The sequence below is a fragment of the Pseudooceanicola endophyticus genome (assembly GCF_018760365.1).
GTDB classification, from domain to species: domain Bacteria; phylum Pseudomonadota; class Alphaproteobacteria; order Rhodobacterales; family Rhodobacteraceae; genus Pseudooceanicola; species Pseudooceanicola endophyticus.
In genome coordinates, this window is record NZ_JAHIAB010000013.1 from 106,673 (window position 1) to 130,769 (window position 24,097).

Consider the following 24,097-nt stretch of genomic DNA (forward strand, 5'->3'; position numbering starts at 1 on the left):
GGTGCCATGGCGGACAGGGAAGCACAGGCCCCGGGACGCCGTTGCGAAGGTTGCCGCCCCTGAGCGGGGCGGCAAACGCTCAGTCGATATCGAGCGTGTCAGGCATCAGGCCGCTGTCGGCGCCAAGGGCATAGTCCACCCGTAGCAGACGGCCCCGGAACGCGGGCGCATCGCGGCGGTCGGGATCGACGGGCTCGGGGTGGCTGGCGCCGAACTTCAGCGGTGCCAGCGACAGCCGCAGCAGGGTGCGCGGGAAGTCGCACGCGCCCGCCGCCACGCCGTCGATCAGCAGCCGTCCCCGGCCCTGCAACGACCCGGTCTTGTCGAACTCGAAGGTCAGCGTGCTGCGCCCCAGCGGCACCTCCCGGTCCGAGACCAGCCGGGTCACGCCGGTGCCGGCGGCGTTGTAGACATAGACCAGCCGGTTTTCGATGATGTCGAGCCCGTAGCCCCCGTGGCAGCTGCCGAAGCAGACCAGCGTCCCGTCCTGATCGGGGCTGTCGCGCTCCACCGTGACGGTGATGCTGTGCGGGCGATCCTGGGTCAGCGGCGCGGTTTCCGGGGGGATCGGGGACAGCGGCGGATGGAACGTGTAGCTGGCGCGCCAGCGCGGCGCGCCCGGGCGGTAGGCGGGCTTGAACAGCACGTCGCTGTCATCCAGCGGCTCGACCCCGTAGCGGCCCGCCTCCGCCCACCAGCGTTCCTTCAGCTCGGTCAGCTTGCCGGGCATCTCTGCCGCAAGATCGCGGGTCTCCGAGAAATCCTCGTCCAGGTGGTACAGCTCCCAGGCCTCGGACTCGAAATCGGTGCCGGCCTTGTGGCAGGTGACCGCCTTCCAGCCCTGGTGCCAGATGCTGCGATGGCCGTACATCTCGAAATACTGGGTCTTCTTGAGGGTCTCGGCCCCGGGTTCGAGGAAGCTGTAGGCAAAGCTCTCGCCGTGCACGGGCATCTGCGGCACGCCGCTGATCACCTCGGGCGCGGTGTAGCCGCACAGTTCCAGCACCGTCGGCGTGATGTCGGTGGCATGGGTGAACTGGCTGCGGATACCGCCCGCCGCCTCGATCCCGGCAGGCCAGGAAAAGATCATCGGGTCGCGTACGCCGCCACCGTGGGTAAAGCTCTTGTAGAGCTTCAGCGGCGTGTTGGAAGCCTGCGCCCAGCCCCAGGGATAGTTGCCGAAGCTGCGCGGGCCGCCGATCTGGTCGATCTCCTGCGCCGAGACCTCGTAATCGTCCGAGATCCGGTTGAACCAGCGCAGCACGTTGGTGGTGCCGTCGGGATCGCAATCGACCGAGGCGCCGTTGTCGGAGATCAGCACGATGATCGTGTTCTCGCGCTGGCCGGTGCGGTCGAGGAAGTCGAGGACGCGGCCAAAGCTCTTGTCGGTATGGTCGAGGAAGGCGGCATAGGCCTCCTGCATCCGTTCGGAGACGGCGCGTTCCTCCTGCGACAGGTCGGCCCAGGGGCGCACGCCGGGGTTGGGATCGGGCAGCGCGGTGTCGGCGGGCACCAGCCCCATGCGCTTCTGCTTGGCCAGGCGGCGCTCACGTTCCTCGTCCCAGCCATGGGCGAAGGCTCCGCGATACTTCTCCATCGCCGCCGCAGGGGCGTGGTGGGGGAAGTGACCCGCGCCGTAGCAGAGATAAAGGAAGAAGGGCTTGTCCGGCCAGATCGCCATCTTGTCGGACATGAAGCGCACCGCCCGGTCGGCCAGGTCATCGGACAGGTGATAGCCCTCTTCGGGGCTTTTCGGCGGTCGGGTCGGGTGGTTGTCCTCGAACAGCTCGGGGTAATACTGGTCGGTGCCGCCGTTCATGAAGCCGTAGAACCGGTCAAAGCCGCGGCCCAGCGGCCACTGGTCGAAGGGACCGGCGGCATTGGCCTGTTCCGTGGGCGCCAGGTGCCACTTGCCGACCGCATAGGTGGCAAAGCCCTGCATCCGCAGCATCTCGGCCAGGGTGCCGGCCTTGTGGTCGATGGCACCGCGCCCCGAGGGCCAGCCCATGTCGGCATTGGCGATGTAGCGCATCCCCACCGAATGGTGGTTGCGTCCGGTCAGCAGGCAGGCGCGGGTCGGAGAGCAGAGCGTCGTGGTGTGGAAATTCGCGTAGCGCAGCCCGTTGTCGGCAAGGCTGTCGAAGTTCCGGGTGTCGATGTCGGAGCCGAAGCAGCCGAGGTCGGCATAGCCCACATCGTCGAGCACCACGTAGATCACGTTCGGCTGGCCCTTGGGGCCGGCCGCGATGGGGGCGTAACGGCGATCGGACTCGTGATGGGTCCGCCCGATCATCTGGCGGGTGTCCTGGGTCATGGGAAGGATCCTTGGGAAAGCATGGCGCAGCGCCCGGCAAGGCGCAGCGCAAGGAAATCAGTAGCCGGTGACGCCGCGCAGGAAGTGCGCAAGCCAGCGCCGCCCGATCATCCGCCACAGGCGGTCGGCGGTGAAACCCAGCAGGCCCAGCACGATGATGGCGGCGAACATCCAGTCGACCTGAAAATACAGGCGGGCGGTCCAGATGATGTAGCCAAGACCCGCATTGGCGGCCAGCATCTCGGCCGCGGCGATCACCAGGAAGGAAGAGGCCAGCGCCAGCCGCATTCCGATGTAGATCGAAGGCAGTGCCGCCGGCACCGTCACCCTCAGGAAGACCTGGCGCGGGCTGGCGCCCAGGCAGCGCGCCGCGTTCAGCTTGTCCTGCGAGATCCCCGAGACGCCGCTTGCCGTGTTCACCATGACGATGAAGGCGGTGGCATAGGCGATCAGGACGATCTTGCTGAACTCTCCGACGCCGAACCAGACGATGAACAGCGTCACCAGCGCGATGGCGGGCACGAAGCGGAAAAAGTGGATGAACGGGTCGATCAGCGCCCGCGCGGTGCGCGACACGCCCACCGCCAGGCCCAGCGGTACCGCGATCAGGCTGCCCAGCACCCAGCCGCAGAGGATCCGCATCAGAGAGATCCCCATGGAGCTGAGCAGCGTGCCGTCCTTCAGCATCTGCCAGCCCCCCGCCAGCACCGCGACCGGCGTCGGCAGGAACATCGGATCGACCAGCCAGGTCGAGGCCGCCTGCCACAGCAGCAGCACCGCCGCGACAGAGGCAATGGACAGGACGTAATCCCGGGTCATTCCGCGTGCCATTGGCTGGACGCCTCCTTTTCGATATCGGCCTCGATGGCGCGGACGGAGGTGGCAAAGGCCGCATCCAGATCGTCGCGCGGATAGGGCAGGTCAGTGTCGTAGATGCGGATGATGCTGGCGCGCGGGCCGCGGCTCATCACCGCGACGCGCGGGCCCAGGATCACCGCCTCGCGGATGTCGTGGGTGACATAGACCATGGTGCGCCCGGTCTCCTGCCAGATCCGGATCAGCTCCTGCTGGAGCACCCGGCGGGTCAGCGCATCCAGCGCCGCGAAGGGTTCGTCGAAGAGGATCAGCTCGGGCTCGGCGGCCAGCGTCCGGGCGATCTGCACCCGCTGCTTCATCCCGCCCGAGAGTTCATTGGGGGAACTTCGCCGCGTGGCCGCACAGGCCCACGAGGTCAATGTAGCGCTGCGCCATCTCTCGGCATTCCTTGCGGGATTTCCCGGCAACCGGGGGGCCGAAGCCCACGTTGCCCGTGACCGTCAGCCACTGGAACAGCGGCTCCTCGATCGACTGGAAGACCATGCCGTGGCGCCGGTCCGGCCCGTCGATGGGACGATCGAAGGCCAGCACCCGGCCCTCGGTCGGGATCTCTGTGCCGGCGAACAGCTTCGGCAGGGTCGACTTGCCGGACCCGGAAGGGCCCACAAGGATGAAGAATTCGCCTTCGCCGATGGTCAGCGAAAGCTCGGCCAGGATCAGGTCGCTGCCGGCCTTCTGACCGGGGTAGGCCATGCCTACCCGGTCGAAGGTCACGGCAGCCCGACCGGTCGGCGCTCGGGGGCTGTCGGAGGTCATCATCACTTACTTGGTATAGGAGACCGCGCCGGGCACGGCCTGTTCGAGGAATTGCGGCGACACGCCGGTCGCGAAGGTCACATCTCCCTGGCCGGTCCGGGCCAGGGAGCCCGCCACCTCGTCGAAACCGGTCTTCTCGTGGTCGCTCAGCGCCAGGGCGAACTTGATGTCGTCCAGCAGGCTGCGCATGGTCTTCTCGGGGGCGCGGGTGTGGCCGGCGGTGATCCGGGCGGCCTCGTCGGGATTCCCGGCGATGAAGGTGCTGGCCTTTTCCAGAGCGCCCAGCACGGCGGTCACGGTCTCGGGGTGGGCCACTGCGAAGGCGGTGGAGGCCGCGATGTAGCCCGAGCCGCTGCGCTTGGCGGCGCTGTCGTCGGTCAGCACGTAATGCTTGCCGTCGCTGGTCGATTTCTCGGTGCCGTCGGCTCAGACGAAGGCGGCGTCTATGCGGCCCGAACCCAGGGAGGCGACGATTTCCATCAGGCTGGTGAAGCCGACGATCTGTACGTCATCTTCCGACAGCCCGTTCTCTTCGAGGTACTTCAGGGTGATCAGGTGCTCGGCGGTGCCGGTGGCCAGGCCGATCTTCTTGCCCTTCAGGCGGGCGGCGGTCTTGATGTCGTTGACGACCACCAGCTTGTGGAAGCCGGGGGCGGAATGGAAGATCCCCGCCAGCACCGTCATCTTGCCGCCACTCAGGCGGGTGACAATCGGAAAATCAAGCCCCACCGACATGTCCTCGCGCCCGATCAGCAGGCCGTCGTTGGCCTCCACGCCGATGGCGTAGGTGGTGCTCTCGGGCTTGATCTGGGCCTCGGCAAAGTAGCCCTTCTCGGCGGCCACCCAGATCTGGGACCCGGTGGTATAGGCGTCGACACCGAAGCGCACGGGGGTATCCTTGGCCAGCAACGGCTGGGCCAGGGTCAGGCCGAGGCCGACCATCAGGCCGCGCAAGAGGAGAGAAGTCTTCATTCGGAGTGCTCCATGTCGGATGTCGTCGTGGCAGTGGCGGGAAGGAAATGCATCGCCGTCAGGTTCAGGGTCTGGCGGTTGTTGACGATCCGGGAGTTGTACCAGGACCGCGAGGCGAGAAGGACGCGGCCATCGCCCGAGCGCACGGTGGCGGTCCCGGCCAGGATCGCCTCACCCTCGGGCAGCTGCAGCAGGCCGCCGATCTCGTGGGTGGCGTTGACCGCACAGGCGCTGGTGATCAGCTGGGCGCCCTCGATGACGATGTGATCGCGCAGGGCCAGCAGGGCGTTCGGGCCGCTTTCGGGCTCGAAGGCCGCAAGCGGGATCTGCGGCGCGATGTAGTGATCGATCAGCACGCAGGGCGTGCCGTTGGCGCGGAACAGCCAGCGCATCCGGTCGATCTTCTGGCCCTCTTCCAGCCCCATCGGGCCGGCGACCTCGACCGGCGGCGGCGCCGGGCCGCGCTCAAGCTCGGTCAGGCCGGGGATCATGCAGGACTGTTCGATCAGCCGCCAGAACCCGGTGCCGGCGGCCATCGAATTGATGATCGGCGGTTCGGCCACGAAGGTGCCCACGCCACGGCGGCGGATCAGCATCCCCTTGGCCAGCAGGTCTGCATAGGCCTCGCGAACAGAGTTCCGGCTGAGCCCGAGGATCTGCGACAGCACGATCTCTGCCGGCAGGCGATCCCCCGCGGTCAGCCCCGCGGAACGGATGTAGTTGATGACGCGGTCGGTGGCGGTTTCCTGCATGGGCACTCCGAGAGGTAGGACGTCCTACCTCTGGAGGTTCTTCGCCTCCCCGAGTCAAAGTTCGCCCACGCCGCGCGCTGCGGGACCGGAAAGGATCGAGTCAGATGAGCTGTTGCAGCCCAAAAAACCGGGCAAAAGCCGAAAATGTCGCATGATCCGGCCAGGACGGCAGCCGCCCTGGCCCCCGCCGAACACCCGGAGATGGCACGAATCCCCCCCGGGGCACTGGCAGATCGGCAGTGATGACCCCGATGTGAACCCCGGCGACGGCGAGGGCCCGGTGCGGCGGATCACCCGGCCCGGTTTCCTGATCGACCGCACCGCGGTCACAAATGCCCAGTGCGCCGCCTTCGTCCGCGCGACCGGCCACCGTAGCGAGGCCGAGCGCCTGGGCTGGTCCTTCGTCTTCCTCGCCCAGCTCTGGCCCGATGCGCAGGAGGCCACCGGCACCGCCGCGACGGTGGCATTTCCGGCCTGCGCGGGCGCGAGGATCATCCGGTGGTGCATGTGTCCTGGAACGATGCCTGGGCCTTCTGCCGCTTTGCCGGCAAGCGCCTTCCGGACGAAACGGAATGGGAAATCGCGGCGCGGGGCGGCCTGGAAGGGTCCCGCTTTCCCTGGGGCGATGCGCTGACCCCGGGCGGTCGGCACATGTGCAACATCTGGCAAGGCCATTTCCCGGTCGAGAACACCGGTGCCGACGGGCACCTCGGCACGGCGCCGGCGGGCAGCTTTCCCCCGAACGGCTACGGCCTGTACAACATGGCGGGCAATGTCTGGGAATGGACCGGCTCGGACTGGGCCGAGGCGACGCCGGACCTGAAGGCGATGCGCGGCGGCTCCTACCTGTGCCATGCCTCCTACTGCAACCGCTACCGGGTCTCGGCCCGGACCGCCAACATGGTGCAGGCGACCTCAAGCCACCTGGGCTTCCGCTGCGCTGCGGATATCGCGGAGATAGGGCCCTGACGGGGCGGTGAACTCCCCCTGCCTCCCATGGTCCACCCGGAGGATTTCCCGGCGGCAACCAGAGGCCCGAAGGGATCACGGACGGTCGATCGGATTAATTCTTGGGCGAAATGCGCAAAATTTGCGCTATCCTCGCGGCAGGAACGCCCGGCCTGACACGACGGCAGATCGCCGGCGTGATGCGCGCCACCGCGACCGAACAATCGCTAAAGCTGCGTCCGCAAAGCATTTATGCCTTAGGGCGGGCTTTCATTCCATCATGGAATGAAAATGCCCGCCGAACAATTCGCTTTTGTTGTCAGTCCCGAGGCGGAAATTTCCCCTCATCCCACGAGCGCGGACACCATCGCGCCATCTGCAACAGGAGATCTTCCGATGTTCACCCGCGGCCTCGCGCTTGCCCTGCTGACCGCCAGCCCCTCCCTTGCCCTCGCCGAGACCTGGGATCTGCCCCTGGCCTGGCCCGACGACAACTACATCAGCGTCAGCGCCGGCACCTTCGCCGACGACGTGCGCAAGGCCACCGACGGCCGGGTCGACATGGTGCTGCACACCGGCGGCTCGCTGGGCTTCAAGGGCCCCGAGATGCTGGGCACCATCCGCGACGGCCTGGTGCCGGTGGGCGACATGCTGCTGAACCAGCAGATCGGCGAGGAGCCGATGCTGGGCCTGACCTCTCTGCCCTACTTCCTGTCCTCCTTCGCCGAGCTGGAGCAGTTCGAAAGCTATTTTGAACCCGAGCTGGAAAAGATCATGGCGAAGAACAACCAGAAGCTGCTGTACACGATCCCCTGGCCGCAGCAGCAGATCTGGACCAAGACCCCCGTCAGCGACATCGCCAGCCTCGCCGGCATGAAGATCCGCTCCTATGACAAATCCTCGACCGAGGTCTTCTCTTCCGCCGGCATGGTCCCGGTGCAGCTGCCCTGGGGCGAGGTGATCCCCTCGCTTGCCGCCGGGGCCATCGACGCGGTCGCGACCTCTTCGCCCTCTGCCGTGGACGGTTCGTTCTGGGAATTCCTGGGCTATGGCTACCCGACCCGCCAGACCTGGAACATGAACGCCATGACCGTGAACCTCGACAGCTGGAACGGGCTGAGCGAAGCGGACCAGACGGCCATCCTCGACATCGCGCACAAGCTGCAGCCGACCTTCTGGCAGGCCGCCCAGGACGAGGATGCGAAGAACATGAAGACCCTCGCCGAGCATGGCCTGAAGCTTGAGCCGATCTCGGACGATCTGCGCGCCGAGCTGGCCAAGCGCGCCGCGCCGCTGCGCGAGGCGACGCTGAAGGAACTGGGTCCCGAGGCCCAGAAGATCGTCGACGGCTTCAAGCCCGAGTAATGCCCTCCCGCGCGGCCCCTCCCCGGGCCGCGCCCCTCCGAAGGAGTGCCCCCATGCCGCTCATCCGCTTCGTGGACCGCCTGTCCTACGCCCTTGCCCTTCTGTCCGGCATCGCGCTCTGCTCGGTCGCCCTGCTGATCGTGGCCGAGATCCTGCTGCGCAAATTCGCCGGGATCAGCCTGCATTTCCTGTGGGAGTACGGCGTCTTCGTGCACATGACGGCGGTCTTCCTGGGGGCCGGCTGGACGCTGCGCACCGGCGGGCACATCCGCGTCACCCTGCTGCGCGGCCTCTCTCCCCGCCTGTTCGAACTCTGGGCGACGCTGCTGGGCCTCGTCATTTCCTCGATGGTCAGCAATGCGCTGGTGCAGATGGCCTGGGGCTATATCAAGTCCGGCCGCACCACCGGCACGACGACCAATACGCCGCTGGCGATCCCCGCGACCATCATGGCCTTCGGGGCCGTGCTGCTGACCGTGCAGATCGCCCTGCGCCTGCTCTCGATTGCCCTGGGCCGGGATCCCGAACTTGCCACCACCGGCGAGGATACCCCCGCCCCCATCATGGACTGAGACCGTGACCCCTACCCTTATCGTCCCCTTCCTCATCCTGATCGCGATCCTGGGCTCCGGTGTCTGGGTAGGCCTGGGGCTTGCCGGCATCGGCATCTTCAGCCTGGAAATCTTCCGCAACATGCCGGTGGAAAAGCTGCTGGCGCAGTCGATGTGGAACGGTCTTTCGTCGGCGGAACTACTGGCGCTGCCGCTGTTCATCCTGATGGCGGAACTGCTGTTCCGCTCGAAATTCATCGACGGCGTCTTTGGCGCGCTGGAGCCCTGGCTGCGCAACCTGCCCGGCGGCCTGCTGCATACCAACATCATCGGCTGCGCCCTTTTCGCGCTGATCTCGGGCTCTTCCGCCGCCACCACCACCTCCATCGGGCGGATCACCGTGCAGGAGCTGAAATCGCGCGGCTATTCCGAGCGGCTCTCCATCGGCACGCTGGCGGGCGCCGGGACGCTCGGGTTCCTGATCCCGCCCTCGACCATCATGATCGTCTATGGCGTGCTGTCGCAGACCTCGGTGCTGAAGCTCTTTGCTGCCGGGATCCTGCCGGGGCTGCTGCTGTCAGCCTGCTTCATGGGCTATGTCGCGGTGCGCGCCTGGATCGATCCCGCGATCACCGGCACCTCGGAACCCGTCACGCGGTCCGAGCTGTGGCGCCAGCGGCTGTCGAAACTGCCCCAGCTGCTGCCCTTCCTGCTGCTGATTCTGGCGATCCTGGGGTCAATGTACGGCGGACTGGCCAGCCCGACCGAGGCCGCCGCCTTCGCCGTCTTCGCCACCGCCATCATCATGGCCTTCGAACGCACGCTGACGCTTTCGACCCTGCGCGACGCCGCCATCGGCACCGCGCGCACCGTTTCGATGCTGGGGCTGATCATCGCCTCGGCCTCCTTCCTGTCGGTGACCATGGGCTTTCTGGGAATGCCGCGCGCCGTCTCGGCCTTCGTCGGCAGCCTGCATCTGGCCCCGCTGGTGCTGATCCTGCTGCTGATCGTGATCTACATCGTGCTGGGCAGTTTCCTGGAAGGCATGTCGCTGATCGTCATGACCCTGCCCATCGTGCTGCCCCTGGTCGAGGCCGCGGGCTACGACAAGGTCTGGTTCGGCGTCTTCCTGATCCTGATGGTCGAACTTGCCCAGATCTCACCGCCCGTGGGCATGAACCTCTTCGTGCTGCAGGGCCTGACGGGCAAGCCGCTGTCGCAGATCGTGCGCGCCGCGCTGCCCTTCTTCACCCTGATGATGCTTTTCGTGGTGCTGCTCGCGGTCTTCCCCGGCGTCGTGACCGGCCTGCCCGCGCTGCTGCTGGGGCCCTGAGCCGGCCCCGCACCACTCCCCCCCAATTTCCCGGATGACGGCGACAGCCGATCCCGTCGTCCTGCCCAGAAGGACCCCGACATGACCATTTCCCTGTCCAACAAGATCCGCCAGCTGCGCCCCTCGCCCAGCATCGCGGCCAAGCAGCGCGTGAACGAGCTGCAGGCCCAGGGGCGCCGGGTCCTCGACTTCTGCCTGGGAGAGCCGGATTTCGACACCCCCGCGCATATCATCGAGGCCGCCATTTCGGCGATGTGCTCGGGCGATACCCATTACACCGGCTCGCAGGGCATTCCGGCGCTGCGCCGGGCGATTGCCGACAAGCTGCGCCAACAGAACGGTGCGGAATACGACCCCTCCGAGATCGTCGTGGGCATCGGCGCCAAGCAGCTGATCTTCGAGGTTTTCGCGGCCTCCCTGTCCGAGGGGGACGAGGTGATCATCCCCGCGCCCTGCTGGGTCAGCTATCCCGATATCGTCAAGGTCAACGGCGGCACCCCGGTGATCCTGCCCTGCACCGCCGAAACGGGCTTCAAGCTGAGCGCCCCGGCACTTGAGGCCGCGATCACCCCGCGCACCCGCTGGCTGGTCATCAACTCTCCGTCGAACCCCACCGGCGCGGTCTATACCCGCGACGAATGGCTGGCCCTGGCCGAGGTTCTGGAACGCCACCCCGATGTCGCCCTGATGACCGACGAGATCTACGAGCTGGTCTCTTATGACGGCATCCGCAACCTGACGCCGGTCGCCGTGGCCCCCGCCCTGCGGGAGCGCTGCGTGATCATCAACGGGCTGTCGAAGGCCTATGCGATGACCGGCTGGCGGGTGGGCTATGCCGCCGGCCCCGCACCGCTGATCGCCGCCGTGACCAAGCTGCTGGGCCAAAGCACCACCTGCGCCTGCGCCTTCGCCCAGACCGCCGCCGTGGCTGCGCTGACCGGCCCGCAAGATCCGGTGGCCGAAATGAACGCCATCTACGCCGAACGCCGCGCCCTGCTGGTCGAGGGGTTGAACGCGCTGCCGGGCGTGACCTGCACCGCCCCCGATGCCGCCTTCTACGTCTTCCCCGATGTCTCGGCCCTGATCGGCGCGCGCACCCCGGAGGGAGGCGTGATCGCTTCCGACCTCGACCTGGTGGGCTACCTGCTGGAGGCCGCCTCGGTCGCGGTGATGGACGGCACCTCCTACGGCAGCCCGGGCTTCCTGCGGCTGTCCTTCGCCACCGACACCGACACGATCCGCGAGGGGCTTTCGGCGATGCGCCGCGCCCTCTCGGCCCTCAGCCTGAAGGAAACCGCCTGATGTCCATGACCGAGACCCAGATCGACGCCCTGGTGAAGGGCTTCGCCACCTGCGCCGTTGCCAATGTCAGCGACAACCTGAACCGGATGGTCGGGGCGCGCGGCCTGCTGCCCTATCACCGGGGCGGCAGCATGTGCGGGCGGGCGCTGACCGTGCGCACCGCGCCGGGCGACAATGCCGCCATCCACCGCGCCTTCGATCAGGTGCGCCCGGGCGACGTGGTGGTGGTGGATGGTGCGGGTTACCTCGACCGTGCCCTGACCGGCGGCATCATGGCCGCCATCGCACGTTCGCGCGGCGCGGTCGGGCTGGTCGTCGACGGTGCCATCCGTGATGTCGAGGAAATCGCGGCGGGCGACTTTCCCGTCTTCGCGCGCGGCATCAGCCACCTCGGCCCCTACAAGAACGGCCCCGGAGAGATCGGCGTGCCGGTCAGCATCGGCGGTATGCTGGTGTCGCCGGGCGACATCGTGCTGGGGGATGCCGACGGCATCGTCGCCTTCGCGCCCGCAATCGGCCCCACCCTGCTGGAGGCAACCCGCGCCCAGGCCCGCAAGGAGGCCGAGATCATGGCCCAGATCGCCGCCGGCACCTATATCGGCGCCTATGCGAAGTGAGGGCCCGATGACAAGCGACCTCAGGGACCTGCCCGAACGCGCGGCGCCGATCATTGCCGGCCTTGCCGCCGCGCCGCAAGCCTGTCGATGCCTCCGGCAGAGGATCCGGGCCGATGGCTGATCACCCACTCTCGATCTCCTGGCTGGGCGAGGCCGCGCTGCTGGCCCAGACCCCCGGCCCCATGTCGCTGGAGGTGCAGCGCCGGGTCTGGACGCTGGAACGGCAGCTCGCCCCCTTGCCCGGGGTCGCCGACACGGTTCTGGGCGTGCATTCCGTTCTGGTGATGATGACCGACGATGCCGATCCCGAGGCGCTGATCGCCCGGCTGCACGCGTTCTGGTCCAATGCTACCGCCGATCCCCGCCCCGGTCGCCTGATCGAAGTGCCGGTCAGCTACGGCGGTGACACGGGGCCGGATCTGGGGCCGGTGGCAGACCATCACGGCCTCTCGCCCCGGGCGCTGGCCGAACGCCACGCGGCGGGCACCTACACGGTCTTCGCGCTTGGCAGCCAGCCGGGCTTTGCCTATCTGGGCGGCCTAGATCCGGCGCTGGCGACCCCGCGCCTCGATAGCCCGCGCCTGCATGTCGAAGCTGGCAGCGTGGTGATCGGCGGAGCGCAGGCCGGCGTGATCTCGTGCAGCTCGCCCTCGGGCTGGCACATCATCGGGCGCACCGAAACCGTCTTCTTCGACCCGAACCGGGCCGAACCTGCACTTCTGGCTCCCGGCGACCGGCTGCGCTTTGTCCTCCAGGAGGTCCGCCCGTGATCCGCATCCACTCCCCCGGCCTGGGCGCCAGCGTGCAGGATCTGGGCCGCAGCGGCTGGCGCGCCATCGGCGTCGGCAGTGCCGGTGCCATGGACGCCCGCGCCCTGCGCATCGCCAACGCCCTGCTGAGCAATCCCGAAACCGCCGCCGGGATCGAATTCACCCTGGGCGGATTTGAGATCGAGGCCGAGACCGATTGCGACATCTGCCTGGCCGGCCCCGAAGCCCAGGTCACCGTCGACGGCCAGCGCCAGCCGCGCTGGTGGGTGCGCACCCTGCGGCGCGGCCAGCGGCTGCGCGCGGGCCATGCCCGCGACGGAATGCGGATCTATCTGGCCGTCGGCGGCGGGCTGGACCTGCCCGAGGTGATGGGCGCCCGCGCCACCGACCTCAAGGGCGGCTTCGGCGGGCTGGAGGGGCGGATGCTGCGCGCCGGCGACCGCCTGAAGGCCCTGCGGCCCCGGCTGGGCGCGAGCGAGCTGGGCTTTGGCCCCAGCCCGCGTGCCTTCCCGGACCTTTGGGATGCCCCGCAGACCCCGCTGCGCTTCATCCCCGGCGCCGAATGGGACGACCACGATGCCGACAGCCAGGCGCTGTTCACCGGCACCGACTGGACCCTGTCGCCCCAGAGCAACCGCATCGGCTACCGGCTGGACGGCCCGGTGATGACGCCGCGCATCCGCCGGGAACTGCTTTCGCACGGGATCCTGCCGGGCACGATCCAGCTGCCGCCCTCGGGCCAGCCGGTGATCCAGATGCTGGATGCCAACACGGCGGGCGGTTATCCCAAGCTGGGCGCGGTGATCGCCGCCGACCTGCCGCGCCTGGCGCAGGCGCCGCTGGGCCGTGCCCTGCGCTTTGCCCCCTGCTCCCCCGCCGAGGCCCGCGCCGCGAAGGCCGAGGAGGCCCGGATGATCGACACCCTGCGGCGCTGCACCGCCCCGTTCCGAGAGGACCGCCCGTGACCCCCGAAATCCTTGACAGCCCGCCGCGCCGGGCCCGCGCCTGCGGCCCCACCGTCCTGACGGCGGCACGGCACAGGCCCGCCACAGCTGCCCACCCGTGCGCCCTCCACCGCCCGTCGCAGCTTCATGCGCTGGCGGGCCGAGGCACGCCGCTGTACGATTTCCTGCCCCGCGAAAGGACCCAAGCATGACCGCGATCGACGTGAATTCGGATCTGGGCGAGGGCTATGGCCGCTACCGCATCGCCCCCGATGCCGAGCTGATGCCGCTGATCACCTCGGCCAACATCGCCTGCGGGGCCCATGCGGGCGATCCGATGGTGATGGATGAAACCGTGGCGCTGGCCTCGGCGCATCAGGTGAAGATCGGCGCCCATGTCGGCTATCCCGACCTGCCGGGCTTTGGCCGCCGCGCCATGGCCCTGTCGCTGCGCGAGCTGGAACTGACCACCATCGCCCAGCTGGGCACCCTGCGCGCCCTGGCCGAACACCGCGGCCAGAAGCTGAGCCATGCCAATTTCCACGGCGCGCTCGGCAACCTGTCCTTCGCCGACACGGATGTCGCCCGCACCCTGCTGAAGGCGGTGAAGGCGTTTGATCCGACGCTGAAATTCGTGGGCCTGCCCGAGACCGAGGCGGTGCGCGCCGCCGACCGGCTGGGGATCGAGGTCATCCCGTCCTTCCTGGCCGATCGCGGCTACAGCGCCCCGGGTCGGCTGGCACCGCGTGGCGTCCCCGGCGCGCTGATCACCGACACCGAGGCGGTCCGCCAGCGCGTTGCCGAGACGCTGGACACCGGCCTTCTGACGCTGGTCGACGGCAGCAAGGTGGCGCTGCGGGCGCGCTCGGTGCTGGTGCACAGCGACACGCCCAGGGCGCTGGAGCTGGCCCATGCGATCCGGGCCGGCATCGCCGATGCCGGGCTGACCATCGCCGCCTATGGCTGAACCTGCCGCCGTTTCGGGCAATGCGCTCCGAAACGGCGCCATACATTCCGAATTCTCATGCATATCCGCCGGAAAGCTGGAAGAAACGGACTGAACAGCGCAGCGACCCGACGATGACCAGCCAGATCACCCTCAAGCAGCTTGAAACGCTTTACTGGATTGCCCGGCTTGGCACCTTCGACCGGGCGGCGGCGCGGCTCTATACCTCCCAGTCGGCGGTTTCCAAGCGGATCGCCGAGCTGGAGCGCAGCTCCGGCATCGAGATCTTCGACCGCAGCGCCCGGGGCGCCCGGATGACCCCGCGCGGAGAGGAGCTCTACGAGATCGCCCGCGAGATGCTGGAGATGCAGGACCGCATCCAGGGCCTGCGCACCGGAGAGATCGACCAGCCCCGCCACCTGCGCATCGGCGTGACCGAGCTGACGGCGATGACCTGGCTGCCCCGGCTGATCACCGGCATCCAGCACCGGTTCGGCCAGACCCGGCTTTCCCCCAAGGTCGACATGTCGCGCAACCTCTTTGCCGAGCTGGAGCAGGACCAGCTGGACCTGATCATCGTGCCGCGCATGTTCAGCCTGCCCGATTTCGTCTCGGTGCCGCTGCGCGAGGTCGGCAACACCTGGATGGCGCGGCGCGGCCTGCTGGACGAGGACCGGGTCTACAGCCTGCTCGACCTGGCCGAGCACCCGATGCTGATCCAGGGGCGGCAGTCGGGATCGGGGCTGTTCTACGACAAGTGGATGCGCAACCAGGGCATCCGCTTTCCCTCGACGCTGGTCTGCGATTCCATGACCGCGCTGCTGGGGCTGGTGGTCGCGGGGCTGGGGATCTCCTACCTGCCGAACCACTGCTTCCAGAGCCTCGTGGAAGACGGCAAGCTGAGCATCGTGCAAACCGACACGCCGCTGCCGGCGGTGCCCTATGTTGCGATGTACCGGCAAGACCGCCCGCATGCCTTCATTCACCAGGTCGCCGAAATGGCCCGAGACTGCGCCAATTTCGACCAGAGCTACCAGGCCTGAGGGGGATCAGCCGCCCGGAACCGGGGCGGCGGGCGCAAGATCGGGCGTAAGGGCGCCGCGCACGCCGATGACGGCGCTCGCAACCCGGTGCCCCTCGGCCACGGCCTCCCCGGGCGGGGCGCCGGCCAGCCGCCGCGCCAGGTAGCCCGCGTTGAAACTGTCGCCGGCGCCGGTGGTGTCGACCGGATCGACCCGGGGCAGCGGTGGCAGCGCGGTGATGCCCTGCGGGGTGCCCAGCACCATCGGACCGCCGCCGTTCTTCACCACCACCTCTCGGGCGCCCAGCCCCAGGTAGCGCCGCGCGGTGGCCGCCGGGTCGGCATCGCCGAAATGCTGCGCCTCGTCGTCATGGCTGGGCAGCACGGTGCGGGCGGTGGCGGCGGCGCGGGTGATCCAGTGCCGCATCTGCGCGCCGTCCTCCCACAGCCGGGGCCTGAGGTTCGGATCGAAGACCACATGGCGGCCGCTGTCCGCCAGCAGCCCGACCAGCGTCTCGCGGCCCGCCTCGGGCAGGATCGCCAGCGTGATCCCCGAGACATAGACGACATCGACCGCCGCGATCACCCGCGCCAGCGCCTCCCCGTCCTGCGCCAGCGCGCGCGCGGCAGACCTGTCGCGCCAGTAGGTAAAGCTGCGCTCGCCGTCCTGCAGGTCGATCATGTAGAGGCCCGGCACCCGGGTCGGATGCCGCGCGATGCTGCCCGTCCCCAGCCCCGCGGCCGCGAAGAAGGCCAGCATCGCCTCCGAGCGCGGATCGCACCCGACCTGCGTATGGTAGGACACCTGCCAGCCCGGCGGCACCAGCCGGGCCAGGTACCAGGCGGTGTTGAACGTGTCGCCGGCAAAGCCGGACCGCCACTGGTCGGGCTGTCCGGTGCCCGAAAGCTCGATCATGCATTCGCCGATAGAGGTGATCTTCATGGCTGCTTTCCCTTTCCTGTCGCCCGTGTCCCGCCTCAGCAGACCGGCACGGCGCGGGCGGCATCGACCGCCGCGCGCCAGGTTCGGCGCAGGCGGGCGCCCTGTTCGGGATCCAGCGCCGGGGCAAAGGTGCGGTCCTGCGCCGCCTCGACGGTCTCGGGGCAGATCCCGGCCTGCCGCCCGGCCAGCCAGGCGGCGCCGCGCGCCGTGGTTTCGGTATCGCCGGGGCGCTGCACCGGCATCTCGAGGATGTCGGCGAGGAACTGCATCGTCCAGTCCGAGGCCGCCATGCCGCCATCGACCCGCAGCGCCCCGGGGCGCAGAGTCTCGGGCAGGTCGGCGATCATCGCATCCAGCAGGTCGCGGGTCTGGAAGCCGATGCTTTCCAGCATGGCGCGGGCGAATTCCGCCGGGCCGCTGCCGCGCGTCAGGCCGAACACCGCACCCCGGCATTCGGCATCCCACCAGGGCGCGCCCAGCCCCACGAAGGCCGGCACCAGCACCAGCCGCTGCGCGGGGTCTGCGGCCTCGGCCAGAAGCTGGCTGCGCGGCACCTGGTCAAGGATGCCCAGACCATCGCGCAGCCACTGCACCCCGGCACCGGCCACGAAGATCGACCCTTCGAGCGCATAGCTGACCTGCCCGTCAAGCTGGCAGGCGATCGTCGTCAGCAGCCGGTGGGTCGAGCGGATCGGCTGCGCCCCGGTATTCAGCAGCGCAAAGCAGCCGGTGCCGTAGGTCGCCTTGATCGCCCCCGGCACCCGGCAGTTCTGCCCGAGCGCGGCGGCCTGCTGATCCCCGGCCACGCCGCGCAGCGGGATCGCCGCGCCGAACAGCCCCGCATCGGTGACACCATAGTCGGCGGCACTGTCGCGCACCTGCGGCAGCATCGCCTCGGGGATGTCGAACAGGCTGCAGAGCGTGCGGCTCCAGCGGCCCTTGTGGATGTCGTACAGCATGGTGCGGCTGGCATTGGTGGCGTCGGTGGCATGGATGCGCCCGCCGCTGAGATGCCACAGCAGGTAGCTGTCCATGGTGCCGAACAGCACCTCTCCGCGCTGCGCGCCCGCGCGCAGGCCGGGGACGTGATCCAGCAGCCAGCGCAGCTTGGTGGCCGAGAAATAGGGATCGGCGACCAGCCCGGTGCGAGCCCGCACCAGCTCTCGGACCGCGTCGTCCAGCGCGGCGCAGTCCGCCGCCGTGCGCCGGTCCTGCCAGACGATGGCCGGATGCAGGGACCGCCCCGTGCGCGCATCCCAGACCACCACCGTCTCGCGCTGGTTGGTCAGCCCGATGCCGGCGATCCGCGCCGGATCGGTCGCGCTTTCACGCAGCACACGGCGCATCGTCTCCAGCACGGAGGCCAGCGTGGCCTCGGGGTCCTGCTCCACCCAGCCGCCCTGCGGGTAGCTTTGGGTGATCGGCAGTTGCGCGCTGGCCAGCGGCGTCAGCGCGGCATCGTAAAGGATCGTCCGGCTTGAGGAAGTGCCCTGGTCGATGGCGATGATCCGGCTCATGCGGCGGGCCCTCCGGCACGCAGGGGCACCACGGCGGGCGGTTGCTGGGCCTGCATCCAGGCGTCGAGTGCGGCGACCTGCGCTTCCGTCATGCGCAGCACCAGCTTGGTCCGCCGATGGGTGACGTCCTGAGCGCTGCGGGCATATTCGTGATCCATCAGCCAGCGGACCTCGGCCTCGGTCAGGGTGGCGCCGAAATGGCGGCCCAGATCGCCTTCGCTCCGGGCGCCCTCCAGCATCTTCCAGCATTCTGTGCCGTACTGGCGGAACAGCCGCGCCGCATGGGCCGCGCTCAGGAAGGGGAAATCGGCCTTCAGCCGGGCCAGGAGCGCGGGCCTGTCGGAGACCGCGAAATCACCGCCCGGCAGCGCCACCCCGGCGGTCCAGGCCGGGCCGGTCGTTGCAAGCTGCGGCGCCAGCAGGTCCACTGCCTGCTCGGACAGCCGGCGGTAGGTGGTGATCTTGCCGCCGAAGACCGACAGCAGCGGCGGCCCGGCGCCGTCCTGAAGCCGCAGCACGTAGTCACGGGTCGCCCGCGCGGCCTCGCCCGCGCCGTCGTCATGCAGCGGCCGGACGCCGGCATAGCTCCAGACCACGTCCTCGGCGCCCAGCGGGGTGGACAGGTAGCGGTTCACGAAGGCCAGCATGTAGTCGCGTTCGATCCCGGTGCAGACCGGCGGCTGGTCGGGGTCGCCATGATCCACATCGGTCGTCCCGATCAGCGAGAAGTCGTCCTCGTAGGGCAGGATGAACATGATCCGGCCATCCTCGCCCTGAAGGAAATAGGCCTTGTCGTGGTCCTGAAGCCGGGGCACGACGATATGGCTGCCGCGCACCAGGCGGACATGATCGCGGGTTGCCTGCCCCAGCGGGCCGCCCAGCACCTGCGCCACGGCGGGCCCGGCGGCGTTGACCAGCGCGCGGCTGCGCACGCTCCGGCGAACGCCGGTCTCGCTGTCCTCAAGCGTGACCTCCCACAGGCCGTCGGGGCCGCTGCGGGCCCCGGTCACGGTGGTGCGCGGGCAGATCACGGCGCCGCGCGCGGCGGCGTCGCGGGCGTTCAGCACCACCAGCCGCGCATCATCGACCCAGCAGTCGGAATATTCGTAGGCGCGGGACAGGTGATCCTTCAGGATCCGCCCCTCGGGGCCGCGCCGCAGGTCCAGCCGCGTGGTGCCCGGCAGGATCTTCCGCCCCCCGAGGCTGTCATACAGGAACAGGCCCAGCCGCAGCACCCAGGCCGGGCGCCCACCGCCGCCGCCCAGCGGCAGCACGAAGCGCAGCGGCCAGCTGATGTGGGGCATGGCGCCCAGCAGCCGCTCGCGTTCGATCAGCGCCTCGCGCACCATGCGGAATTCGCGGTGTTCGAGGTAGCGCAGCCCGCCGTGAAACAGCTTGGTCGAGGCCGAAGAGGTGCCCGAGGCCAGGTCGCCCCGTTCGGCCAGCAGCACCGACAGGCCCCGCCCCGCCGCGTCCCGCGCGATGCCGCAGCCATTGACGCCGCCGCCGATGACCAGCACGTCGTAAGGATCTTCCATCCCCGCTCTCCTTCTGGGAAACGGGCCGCCCGGGCGGGCGGCCCCGAGCCGGCCTCAGGCGGTGACCTTCAGCGGCAGTTCCTGGCGGTGCCCCGCCAGGGTCCAGGCCAGCGGATCCAGGGTGCGCCCCTCGGCGATCACCTTGCCGTCGCGGCGGAACTGCACCGGGCCGTAATCGGCATCCTCGATGACGAAGGTGCCATCGGTGGTCTCGGCGACCTCCAGCGGATGGGCGGCGGCGAAGCCCGACAGGTCCTGCGTCTCGCCCAGCCGCACGACCCAGAGGCCCTGACGCCCGGCCAGCCGCAGCTCGTGCCCCGCAGAGCCGCCCTGGCGCATCAGCTCCAGCGGCCCCGAGGCGCGCAGCAGCAGCGCCCCCCGGCCCGCGCGCGCCTGCGCCCGGTGCCCCTCGACCGCCCATTCGTCGAAGACCGGGGCCGGGAACCAGGCATGGGTGAAATCGGGCTGCGGCGCCACACCGTCGAAGCGCACGATGGCGAGGTCCCGGTACTGCTGCACCCGCGGCACGCTGGCCGAGCCGCCCCAGAAGGAGGGTCGCCCGAAGCCCGACTGCACGATCTCTCCGGGGTGGTTGATGAACAGGCTCGCCGAGGGGTCACGCCCGATCCGCGCCTGGATCAGTGTCTCCTGGTAGCCCCAGTCCTGCCAGCGATAGAGCGCGGTGCTGCCCAGGGCCGTCTCGGCGGTCTTGTAGTGGTAGAGCCGGCAGAAGGCGTTCTCGCCCTGCCAGAAGCTCCATTCCTGCGCCGCCTCCGGGCGTTCCCAGTTGGCGATGGCGGTAAGGTCCGGCAGATCCAGAGCGTGATCGCGCAGCGCCAGCGCCATCTGCGCGAGGCAGTTCACATGGGCACCGAACTGGCCCCTGCCCCAGAGCAGCCGCGCCATGCCGGTCAGTTCTGAGGTATCGGCGACCAGCAGCGAATGTTCGTAGCTGCGCCCCTGCGCCCCGGTGATCACCCCGTGATGCGCCGAATGGGCAACCATGGTGACCAGCCGGGTGATGGCGCGATGGGCGCGGGCGCGGATCCCGGCATCGGGGGCCAGCGCGTAGAGCGCACTCAGCCCCTTGAGGTCGATGGGGAAATAGGTGGCCGAGTTGAATTCGGCCATCTCGGCGGCCTCGAAATGGTCGAACCAGGCCTGAAGGCGGTCATGGCCGATGCGGCTCTGCTCGGCGCCCAGCCGCCCCGAGCGGCGGAACCGCGCCTCGGGCAGCAGCGCCCCGGCCAGATAGGCCGAAGTATGGAACAGCAGCGCGTGGTTTTCCGAGAAGTACCACTGCACGTCGTTGCCCGGCTCGTCCATCCAGTAGCGGAAATCGAGGATCGCGGCGTCGATCCGCTTTAGCAGCGCGGGCGAGAGCCGGTCGGGATAGACCATCCGGGTCCACAGCAGCGGCACGAGGGCAAAATCGGCACAGTCGAAGCAGCGCTCGATCCCCGGAAGGGCGGTGGTCAGGATGCGTTCGGCCCGCGCCAGCGCCTCGGGATCGCCCAGATCGGCACAGGCCAGCGCCGTCTCGGTGTCGGTCTCGGCATGGCGGGCGATCCAGTGGATGGTCTCGGCAATGCGCGCCTGCGCGTCCTGCGGCGCCGGGCCGGTGCGGCTGCGCCAGGTCACCTCGGCGCCCAGCCGGGCCTCGGTGGTGAAGCCGCCGCAGTCCAGGCGGAAGTCGAAATACCGGTAGTCCGCCGGGAAATCCGCCGAAGAGGCCAGCCGGACCGCCTCTGCGCCGGGCGCGATGGCCAAGGCCACCTCGTCGTGGTCATGGGACATGAAATGCCCCGCCACCCGGATGGATCCCGAAACCGCCGCCGGGAAGGGCACCGGCAGCTTCAGCACGATGTCCTCTCCGTCGTAGACCTTGCGGTCCAGGTGCATGGCCTCCAGCGCCGCCTCGACGCCCGAGACGACCTCGGCCGTGGCGGGGAAGGTATGGCCGGCCCGGGCTGCCGGCCCGTCGAGCCAGCTCAGCGCGATCCGGATCACCGCGTCACGCTCGGCCAGGTCCTCGAAGCGGATGGCCACCTCGTTGGGACCCGCCACCAGATCGACGTCGAAATCGACCTCGTCCATGGCATTGCGGGTCGCGGGCGACAGCCAGGCCACCGGCTGGCCGTTCACATAGGCCCGCGCCGCGCCGCAGATGCCCAGCCGCAGCCGCGCCGGGCCGGCGGTCTCGGCCTCGATCGAGGTACGCGCCCAGCCGCGGACCTTCGTGGCGCGGAACCAGAAGCCCGACAGATCCGCGAAGGGAGAGCCGAAGGGCAGGATATTGCGCGCGCCTTCCCAGTCGGGGGCCTCCTCGGCGGGCAGCGCGCGGTCGCGGCGCTCCTCGATATAGGCGGTCCGGCAGGGATAGGTGTGCGGGATGAAGTTCTTCTCCTTGGTCAGGAAGAAGGTCGAATCCATCTCGCCTTCCATGGGCATGTCGGCCACGTTGTACTCGGCTTCCTCGAGCGGCGTGACCTGCCAGTAGGGAATGGGGGCACCTGGTTTCAGCATGGCTCAGCGCAGCTCCGAGATCTGGACGGGATCGACGTCGGTATAGGCCTGGTTCTCTCCGGTCATGCCCCAGACGAAACCGTAGGGGCCGGTGCCGGCGCCCATGTGGATCGACCAGGCCGGCGACATCACGATATCGCCCGATTGCACGACCAGGTGGCGGGTGTTGTCGGGACGGCCCATGAAATGCATCACGCGGTCCTCGGGGGCCATCTGGAAGTAGCAGTAGGCCTCCATGCGGCGCTCGTGCAGATGCGGCGGCATGGTGTTCCAGATCGAGCCCCGGGCCGGATCGGTGATGCCCATCAGCAGCAGGCAGGAGGGCGCGACCTCGGGGTGGATGTACATCGCCAGGGAGCGCATGTTGCTCTTCTCGGCCGCGCCCATCTCAAGCACCTTGGCCTCGGCGCGCGGGATCAGCCGGGTCGGGATATCGGCGCCCGCCGGCACCGAGTTCATGTAGAACCAGGCCGGGGCGGCGGGATCGTCGCTGCCCATGGTCACCGCACCGCTGCCGCGCCCGATGTAGAGCACGTCGCGGTTGGCCAGCGCGTAACGGGCGCCGTCGACCTCGATCCAGCCGGCGCCGCCCAGGTTCGCCACGCCCATCTCGCGCGCCTCGAAGAAGGTCTCGGTGCCGACATCGGCACCGTCCCCAAAGCCCAGAACGCTGTCGGTGGGCACCGCCCCGCCGACGATCATCCGGTCGAAATGGGTATAGGCAAAGCCGATCCGGCCCGGCGTGAACATGCCTTCGACCATGAAGGCCTCGCGCAGGCGGTCGGTGTTCATCCCGTCGATCTGATCCGGCCCGGCGCCGTATTTCTGCAGCATCCCCATGGGATGATCCTCCTTCCGAGTTCGCGCCACCGGCCCTGCCGGCAGCCATCGTCATGCGGGGAGAGAGCGACCGGATCCCGGGCGCGCGGCACGCCGCGTTCCCGCCCGTCCGGGCAACCGTCATCCTCCCCGAAGCGCATCCTCCCGCGCTTCCTTCCTCAGAAATCCCATTAGGAAAATATTTGTGCAACGTGTAATTTAATTGCATAATGAACAGAACAGCCACCCGCTCCGGAGGGAGACATCCATGGCCGGTTCCTCGCGTCCCCGCATCAGCGACATTGCCCAGAAGCTTGGCGTCTCGACCGCCACCGTGTCCCGCGCCCTCAGCGGCAACGGCTATGTGCGCGAGGCGCTGGCGACCCGGATCCGCTCGGTCGCGATCGAGATGAACTATGCGATGCCGGGCACGGCGGCGGGCCAGAAGGCGCTGATCGTTTCCTCCCAGGATGCCATCATCGACTTCAAGCGCAGCCAGTTCACCATGTACGTGCTGGAGGGGCTGCGCGACCGGGCCGAGGCCCAGGATATCCGGCTGGAAACCCATATCTACCAGGGCTCCCGCGATCTGGCGGCGCTGAAGACCGCGACCGAGGACGAGGCGCTGATCGGGCTGCTGCTGGTCTCGGTCGACGAGCATGTGCTGGATTTCGTGCGCGGGCTCGACGTGCCGGCGGTGCTGGTCAACGGCGACGACCCGGAGATGTGCCTAAGCTCGGTCACCCCCTGCAACCGCTCTGCGGCAGCGTTGGCGACCCGGCACCTGGTGCGCATGGGGCATGAGCGCATCGCCTTCCTGAGCCGCCCGGGCCGGCGCACCATCACCCGGCGGCTGGAGGGCTGGCGCGACGTGCTGGGCAGCGGCGCCACCAAGGCACTGGAGCTGGAGGTGGAGGACTGGACCGCCGAGGCCGCCGCCGAGACGATCACCCGCGCGCTGGACGCGGGCCTGGCCTTCACCGGGGTCGTGGCCGCCGCCGACATCCTGGCCGCCGGCGCCATCCAGGCCATCCAGACCCGCGGCCTGTCGGTGCCCGGCGACATCTCGGTGATCGGCATCGACGGCCTGCCGCAGGGCCAGTACATGTCGCCGGCGCTGACCTCGGTGCGCATCCCGATGCCCGCCGTGGGCGGCCTGTCGCTGGACCTGCTGGTCGAAACGGTGAAGCTGCGCACGGCAGGCGTGCAGATGCCCTCGCGCCGGATCGAGCTGGCCTGCGAGCTGCTGCACCGGGCCAGCGCGGGCCCGGCACCGCAGGGCTAGGC

Annotated in this window: 23 protein-coding genes and 1 pseudogene; 12 read left to right on the top strand and 12 right to left on the bottom strand. The window is 69.0% G+C overall.

Annotated features, from left to right (window positions below):
• Positions 1-79 precede the first annotated feature (79 nt).
• From KM176_RS20020 to KM176_RS20050, 7 genes are read right to left on the bottom strand one after another with little or no spacing between them, the layout of a single operon-like run.
• Entirely contained in the window at positions 80-2,314 is a 2,235-nt protein-coding gene (locus tag KM176_RS20020; RefSeq protein WP_160895541.1) for an arylsulfatase, read from the bottom strand.
• Between the two features lie 57 nt (positions 2,315-2,371).
• The gene (locus tag KM176_RS20025) at positions 2,372-3,145 is read right to left on the bottom strand and encodes an ABC transporter permease (protein ID WP_202397907.1); all 774 of its coding nucleotides are present in this window, start codon (positions 3,143-3,145) and stop codon (positions 2,372-2,374) included.
• Positions 3,130-3,489, bottom strand: a complete 360-nt coding sequence (locus KM176_RS25315) for an ABC transporter ATP-binding protein (RefSeq protein WP_160895540.1) — start codon at positions 3,487-3,489, stop codon at positions 3,130-3,132. The genes KM176_RS20025 and KM176_RS25315 overlap by 16 nt, the downstream gene beginning before the upstream one ends.
• A gap of 13 nt (positions 3,490-3,502) precedes the next feature.
• Positions 3,503-3,946 carry an ATP-binding cassette domain-containing protein gene (locus tag KM176_RS20035; RefSeq protein ID WP_160895539.1) on the bottom strand — a complete coding sequence of 148 codons (444 nt, stop codon included), beginning with the start codon at positions 3,944-3,946 and terminating at the stop codon, positions 3,503-3,505.
• A 6-nt stretch (positions 3,947-3,952) separates the two neighbouring features.
• A complete protein-coding gene (locus KM176_RS20040) occupies positions 3,953-4,330 on the bottom strand; it encodes a substrate-binding domain-containing protein (protein ID WP_160895538.1) in 378 nt (125 codons plus the stop codon).
• Between the two features lie 42 nt (positions 4,331-4,372).
• Entirely contained in the window at positions 4,373-4,918 is a 546-nt protein-coding gene (locus KM176_RS20045) for an ABC transporter substrate-binding protein (RefSeq protein WP_160895537.1), read from the bottom strand.
• Positions 4,915-5,670: a GntR family transcriptional regulator gene (locus tag KM176_RS20050; protein ID WP_160895536.1), complete on the bottom strand. Its 756-nt coding sequence runs from the start codon at positions 5,668-5,670 to the stop codon at positions 4,915-4,917. The genes KM176_RS20045 and KM176_RS20050 overlap by 4 nt, the downstream gene beginning before the upstream one ends.
• A 151-nt stretch (positions 5,671-5,821) precedes the next feature.
• Between KM176_RS20050 and KM176_RS25370 the strand changes: the two are divergent.
• From KM176_RS25370 to KM176_RS20105, 11 genes and pseudogenes are all read left to right on the top strand, one after another.
• Positions 5,822-6,010, top strand: a pseudogene (locus KM176_RS25370) (SUMF1/EgtB/PvdO family nonheme iron enzyme); the annotation flags it as partial.
• Between the two features lie 158 nt (positions 6,011-6,168).
• Positions 6,169-6,639, top strand: a complete 471-nt coding sequence (locus KM176_RS25005; RefSeq protein ID WP_375372129.1) for a formylglycine-generating enzyme family protein — start codon at positions 6,169-6,171, stop codon at positions 6,637-6,639.
• A 375-nt stretch (positions 6,640-7,014) separates the two neighbouring features.
• Complete coding sequence (locus KM176_RS20065) at positions 7,015-7,983, top strand: TRAP transporter substrate-binding protein (protein ID WP_160895535.1); 969 nt, start codon at positions 7,015-7,017, stop codon at positions 7,981-7,983.
• A 53-nt stretch (positions 7,984-8,036) separates the two neighbouring features.
• The gene (locus KM176_RS20070; protein WP_160895534.1) at positions 8,037-8,555 is read left to right on the top strand and encodes a TRAP transporter small permease subunit; all 519 of its coding nucleotides are present in this window, start codon (positions 8,037-8,039) and stop codon (positions 8,553-8,555) included.
• 4 nt (positions 8,556-8,559) lie between these two features.
• The gene (locus KM176_RS20075; RefSeq protein ID WP_160895533.1) at positions 8,560-9,867 is read left to right on the top strand and encodes a TRAP transporter large permease; all 1,308 of its coding nucleotides are present in this window, start codon (positions 8,560-8,562) and stop codon (positions 9,865-9,867) included.
• A gap of 81 nt (positions 9,868-9,948) precedes the next feature.
• Positions 9,949-11,169 carry a pyridoxal phosphate-dependent aminotransferase gene (locus KM176_RS20080; RefSeq protein ID WP_160895532.1) on the top strand — a complete coding sequence of 407 codons (1,221 nt, stop codon included), beginning with the start codon at positions 9,949-9,951 and terminating at the stop codon, positions 11,167-11,169.
• The gene (locus tag KM176_RS20085; RefSeq protein ID WP_160895531.1) at positions 11,169-11,786 is read left to right on the top strand and encodes an RraA family protein; all 618 of its coding nucleotides are present in this window, start codon (positions 11,169-11,171) and stop codon (positions 11,784-11,786) included. The genes KM176_RS20080 and KM176_RS20085 overlap by 1 nt, the downstream gene beginning before the upstream one ends.
• A 113-nt stretch (positions 11,787-11,899) precedes the next feature.
• Positions 11,900-12,556 (top strand): 5-oxoprolinase subunit PxpB, encoded by a 657-nt coding sequence (pxpB, locus tag KM176_RS20090; protein WP_160895530.1) that lies wholly within the window; start codon positions 11,900-11,902, stop codon positions 12,554-12,556.
• On the top strand, positions 12,553-13,521 hold the full coding sequence (locus KM176_RS20095) for a 5-oxoprolinase subunit C family protein (protein WP_160895529.1): 969 nt from the start codon (positions 12,553-12,555) through the stop codon (positions 13,519-13,521). The genes pxpB and KM176_RS20095 overlap by 4 nt, the downstream gene beginning before the upstream one ends.
• Before the next feature lie 187 nt (positions 13,522-13,708).
• The gene (locus tag KM176_RS20100) at positions 13,709-14,467 is read left to right on the top strand and encodes a LamB/YcsF family protein (RefSeq protein ID WP_160895528.1); all 759 of its coding nucleotides are present in this window, start codon (positions 13,709-13,711) and stop codon (positions 14,465-14,467) included.
• A gap of 113 nt (positions 14,468-14,580) precedes the next feature.
• A complete protein-coding gene (locus tag KM176_RS20105; protein ID WP_160895527.1) occupies positions 14,581-15,489 on the top strand; it encodes a LysR family transcriptional regulator in 909 nt (302 codons plus the stop codon).
• 6 nt (positions 15,490-15,495) lie between these two features.
• Here the strand turns inward: KM176_RS20105 and KM176_RS20110 are convergent, their stop codons facing one another.
• The 5 genes from KM176_RS20110 to kduI are packed head-to-tail and all read right to left on the bottom strand — an operon-like array spanning position 15,496 to position 22,831.
• Entirely contained in the window at positions 15,496-16,410 is a 915-nt protein-coding gene (locus tag KM176_RS20110; protein WP_160895526.1) for a sugar kinase, read from the bottom strand.
• Between the two features lie 35 nt (positions 16,411-16,445).
• On the bottom strand, positions 16,446-17,927 hold the full coding sequence (gene glpK / locus KM176_RS20115; RefSeq protein ID WP_160895525.1) for a glycerol kinase GlpK: 1,482 nt from the start codon (positions 17,925-17,927) through the stop codon (positions 16,446-16,448).
• Positions 17,924-19,465 (bottom strand): glycerol-3-phosphate dehydrogenase, encoded by a 1,542-nt coding sequence (gene glpD / locus KM176_RS20120; RefSeq protein ID WP_160895524.1) that lies wholly within the window; start codon positions 19,463-19,465, stop codon positions 17,924-17,926. Before glpD ends, glpK begins: the two co-directional genes overlap by 4 nt.
• A 54-nt stretch (positions 19,466-19,519) precedes the next feature.
• Positions 19,520-21,991: a hypothetical protein gene (locus KM176_RS20125; protein WP_160895523.1), complete on the bottom strand. Its 2,472-nt coding sequence runs from the start codon at positions 21,989-21,991 to the stop codon at positions 19,520-19,522.
• A gap of 3 nt (positions 21,992-21,994) precedes the next feature.
• Positions 21,995-22,831 (bottom strand): 5-dehydro-4-deoxy-D-glucuronate isomerase, encoded by an 837-nt coding sequence (gene kduI / locus KM176_RS20130; RefSeq protein ID WP_202397891.1) that lies wholly within the window; start codon positions 22,829-22,831, stop codon positions 21,995-21,997.
• Positions 22,832-23,078: 247 nt separating this feature from the next.
• On the opposite strand from kduI, the gene KM176_RS20135 reads away from it, so the two are divergent.
• On the top strand, positions 23,079-24,095 hold the full coding sequence (locus tag KM176_RS20135) for a LacI family DNA-binding transcriptional regulator (protein WP_160895522.1): 1,017 nt from the start codon (positions 23,079-23,081) through the stop codon (positions 24,093-24,095).
• The last annotated feature ends 2 nt before the right edge of the window (positions 24,096-24,097 follow it).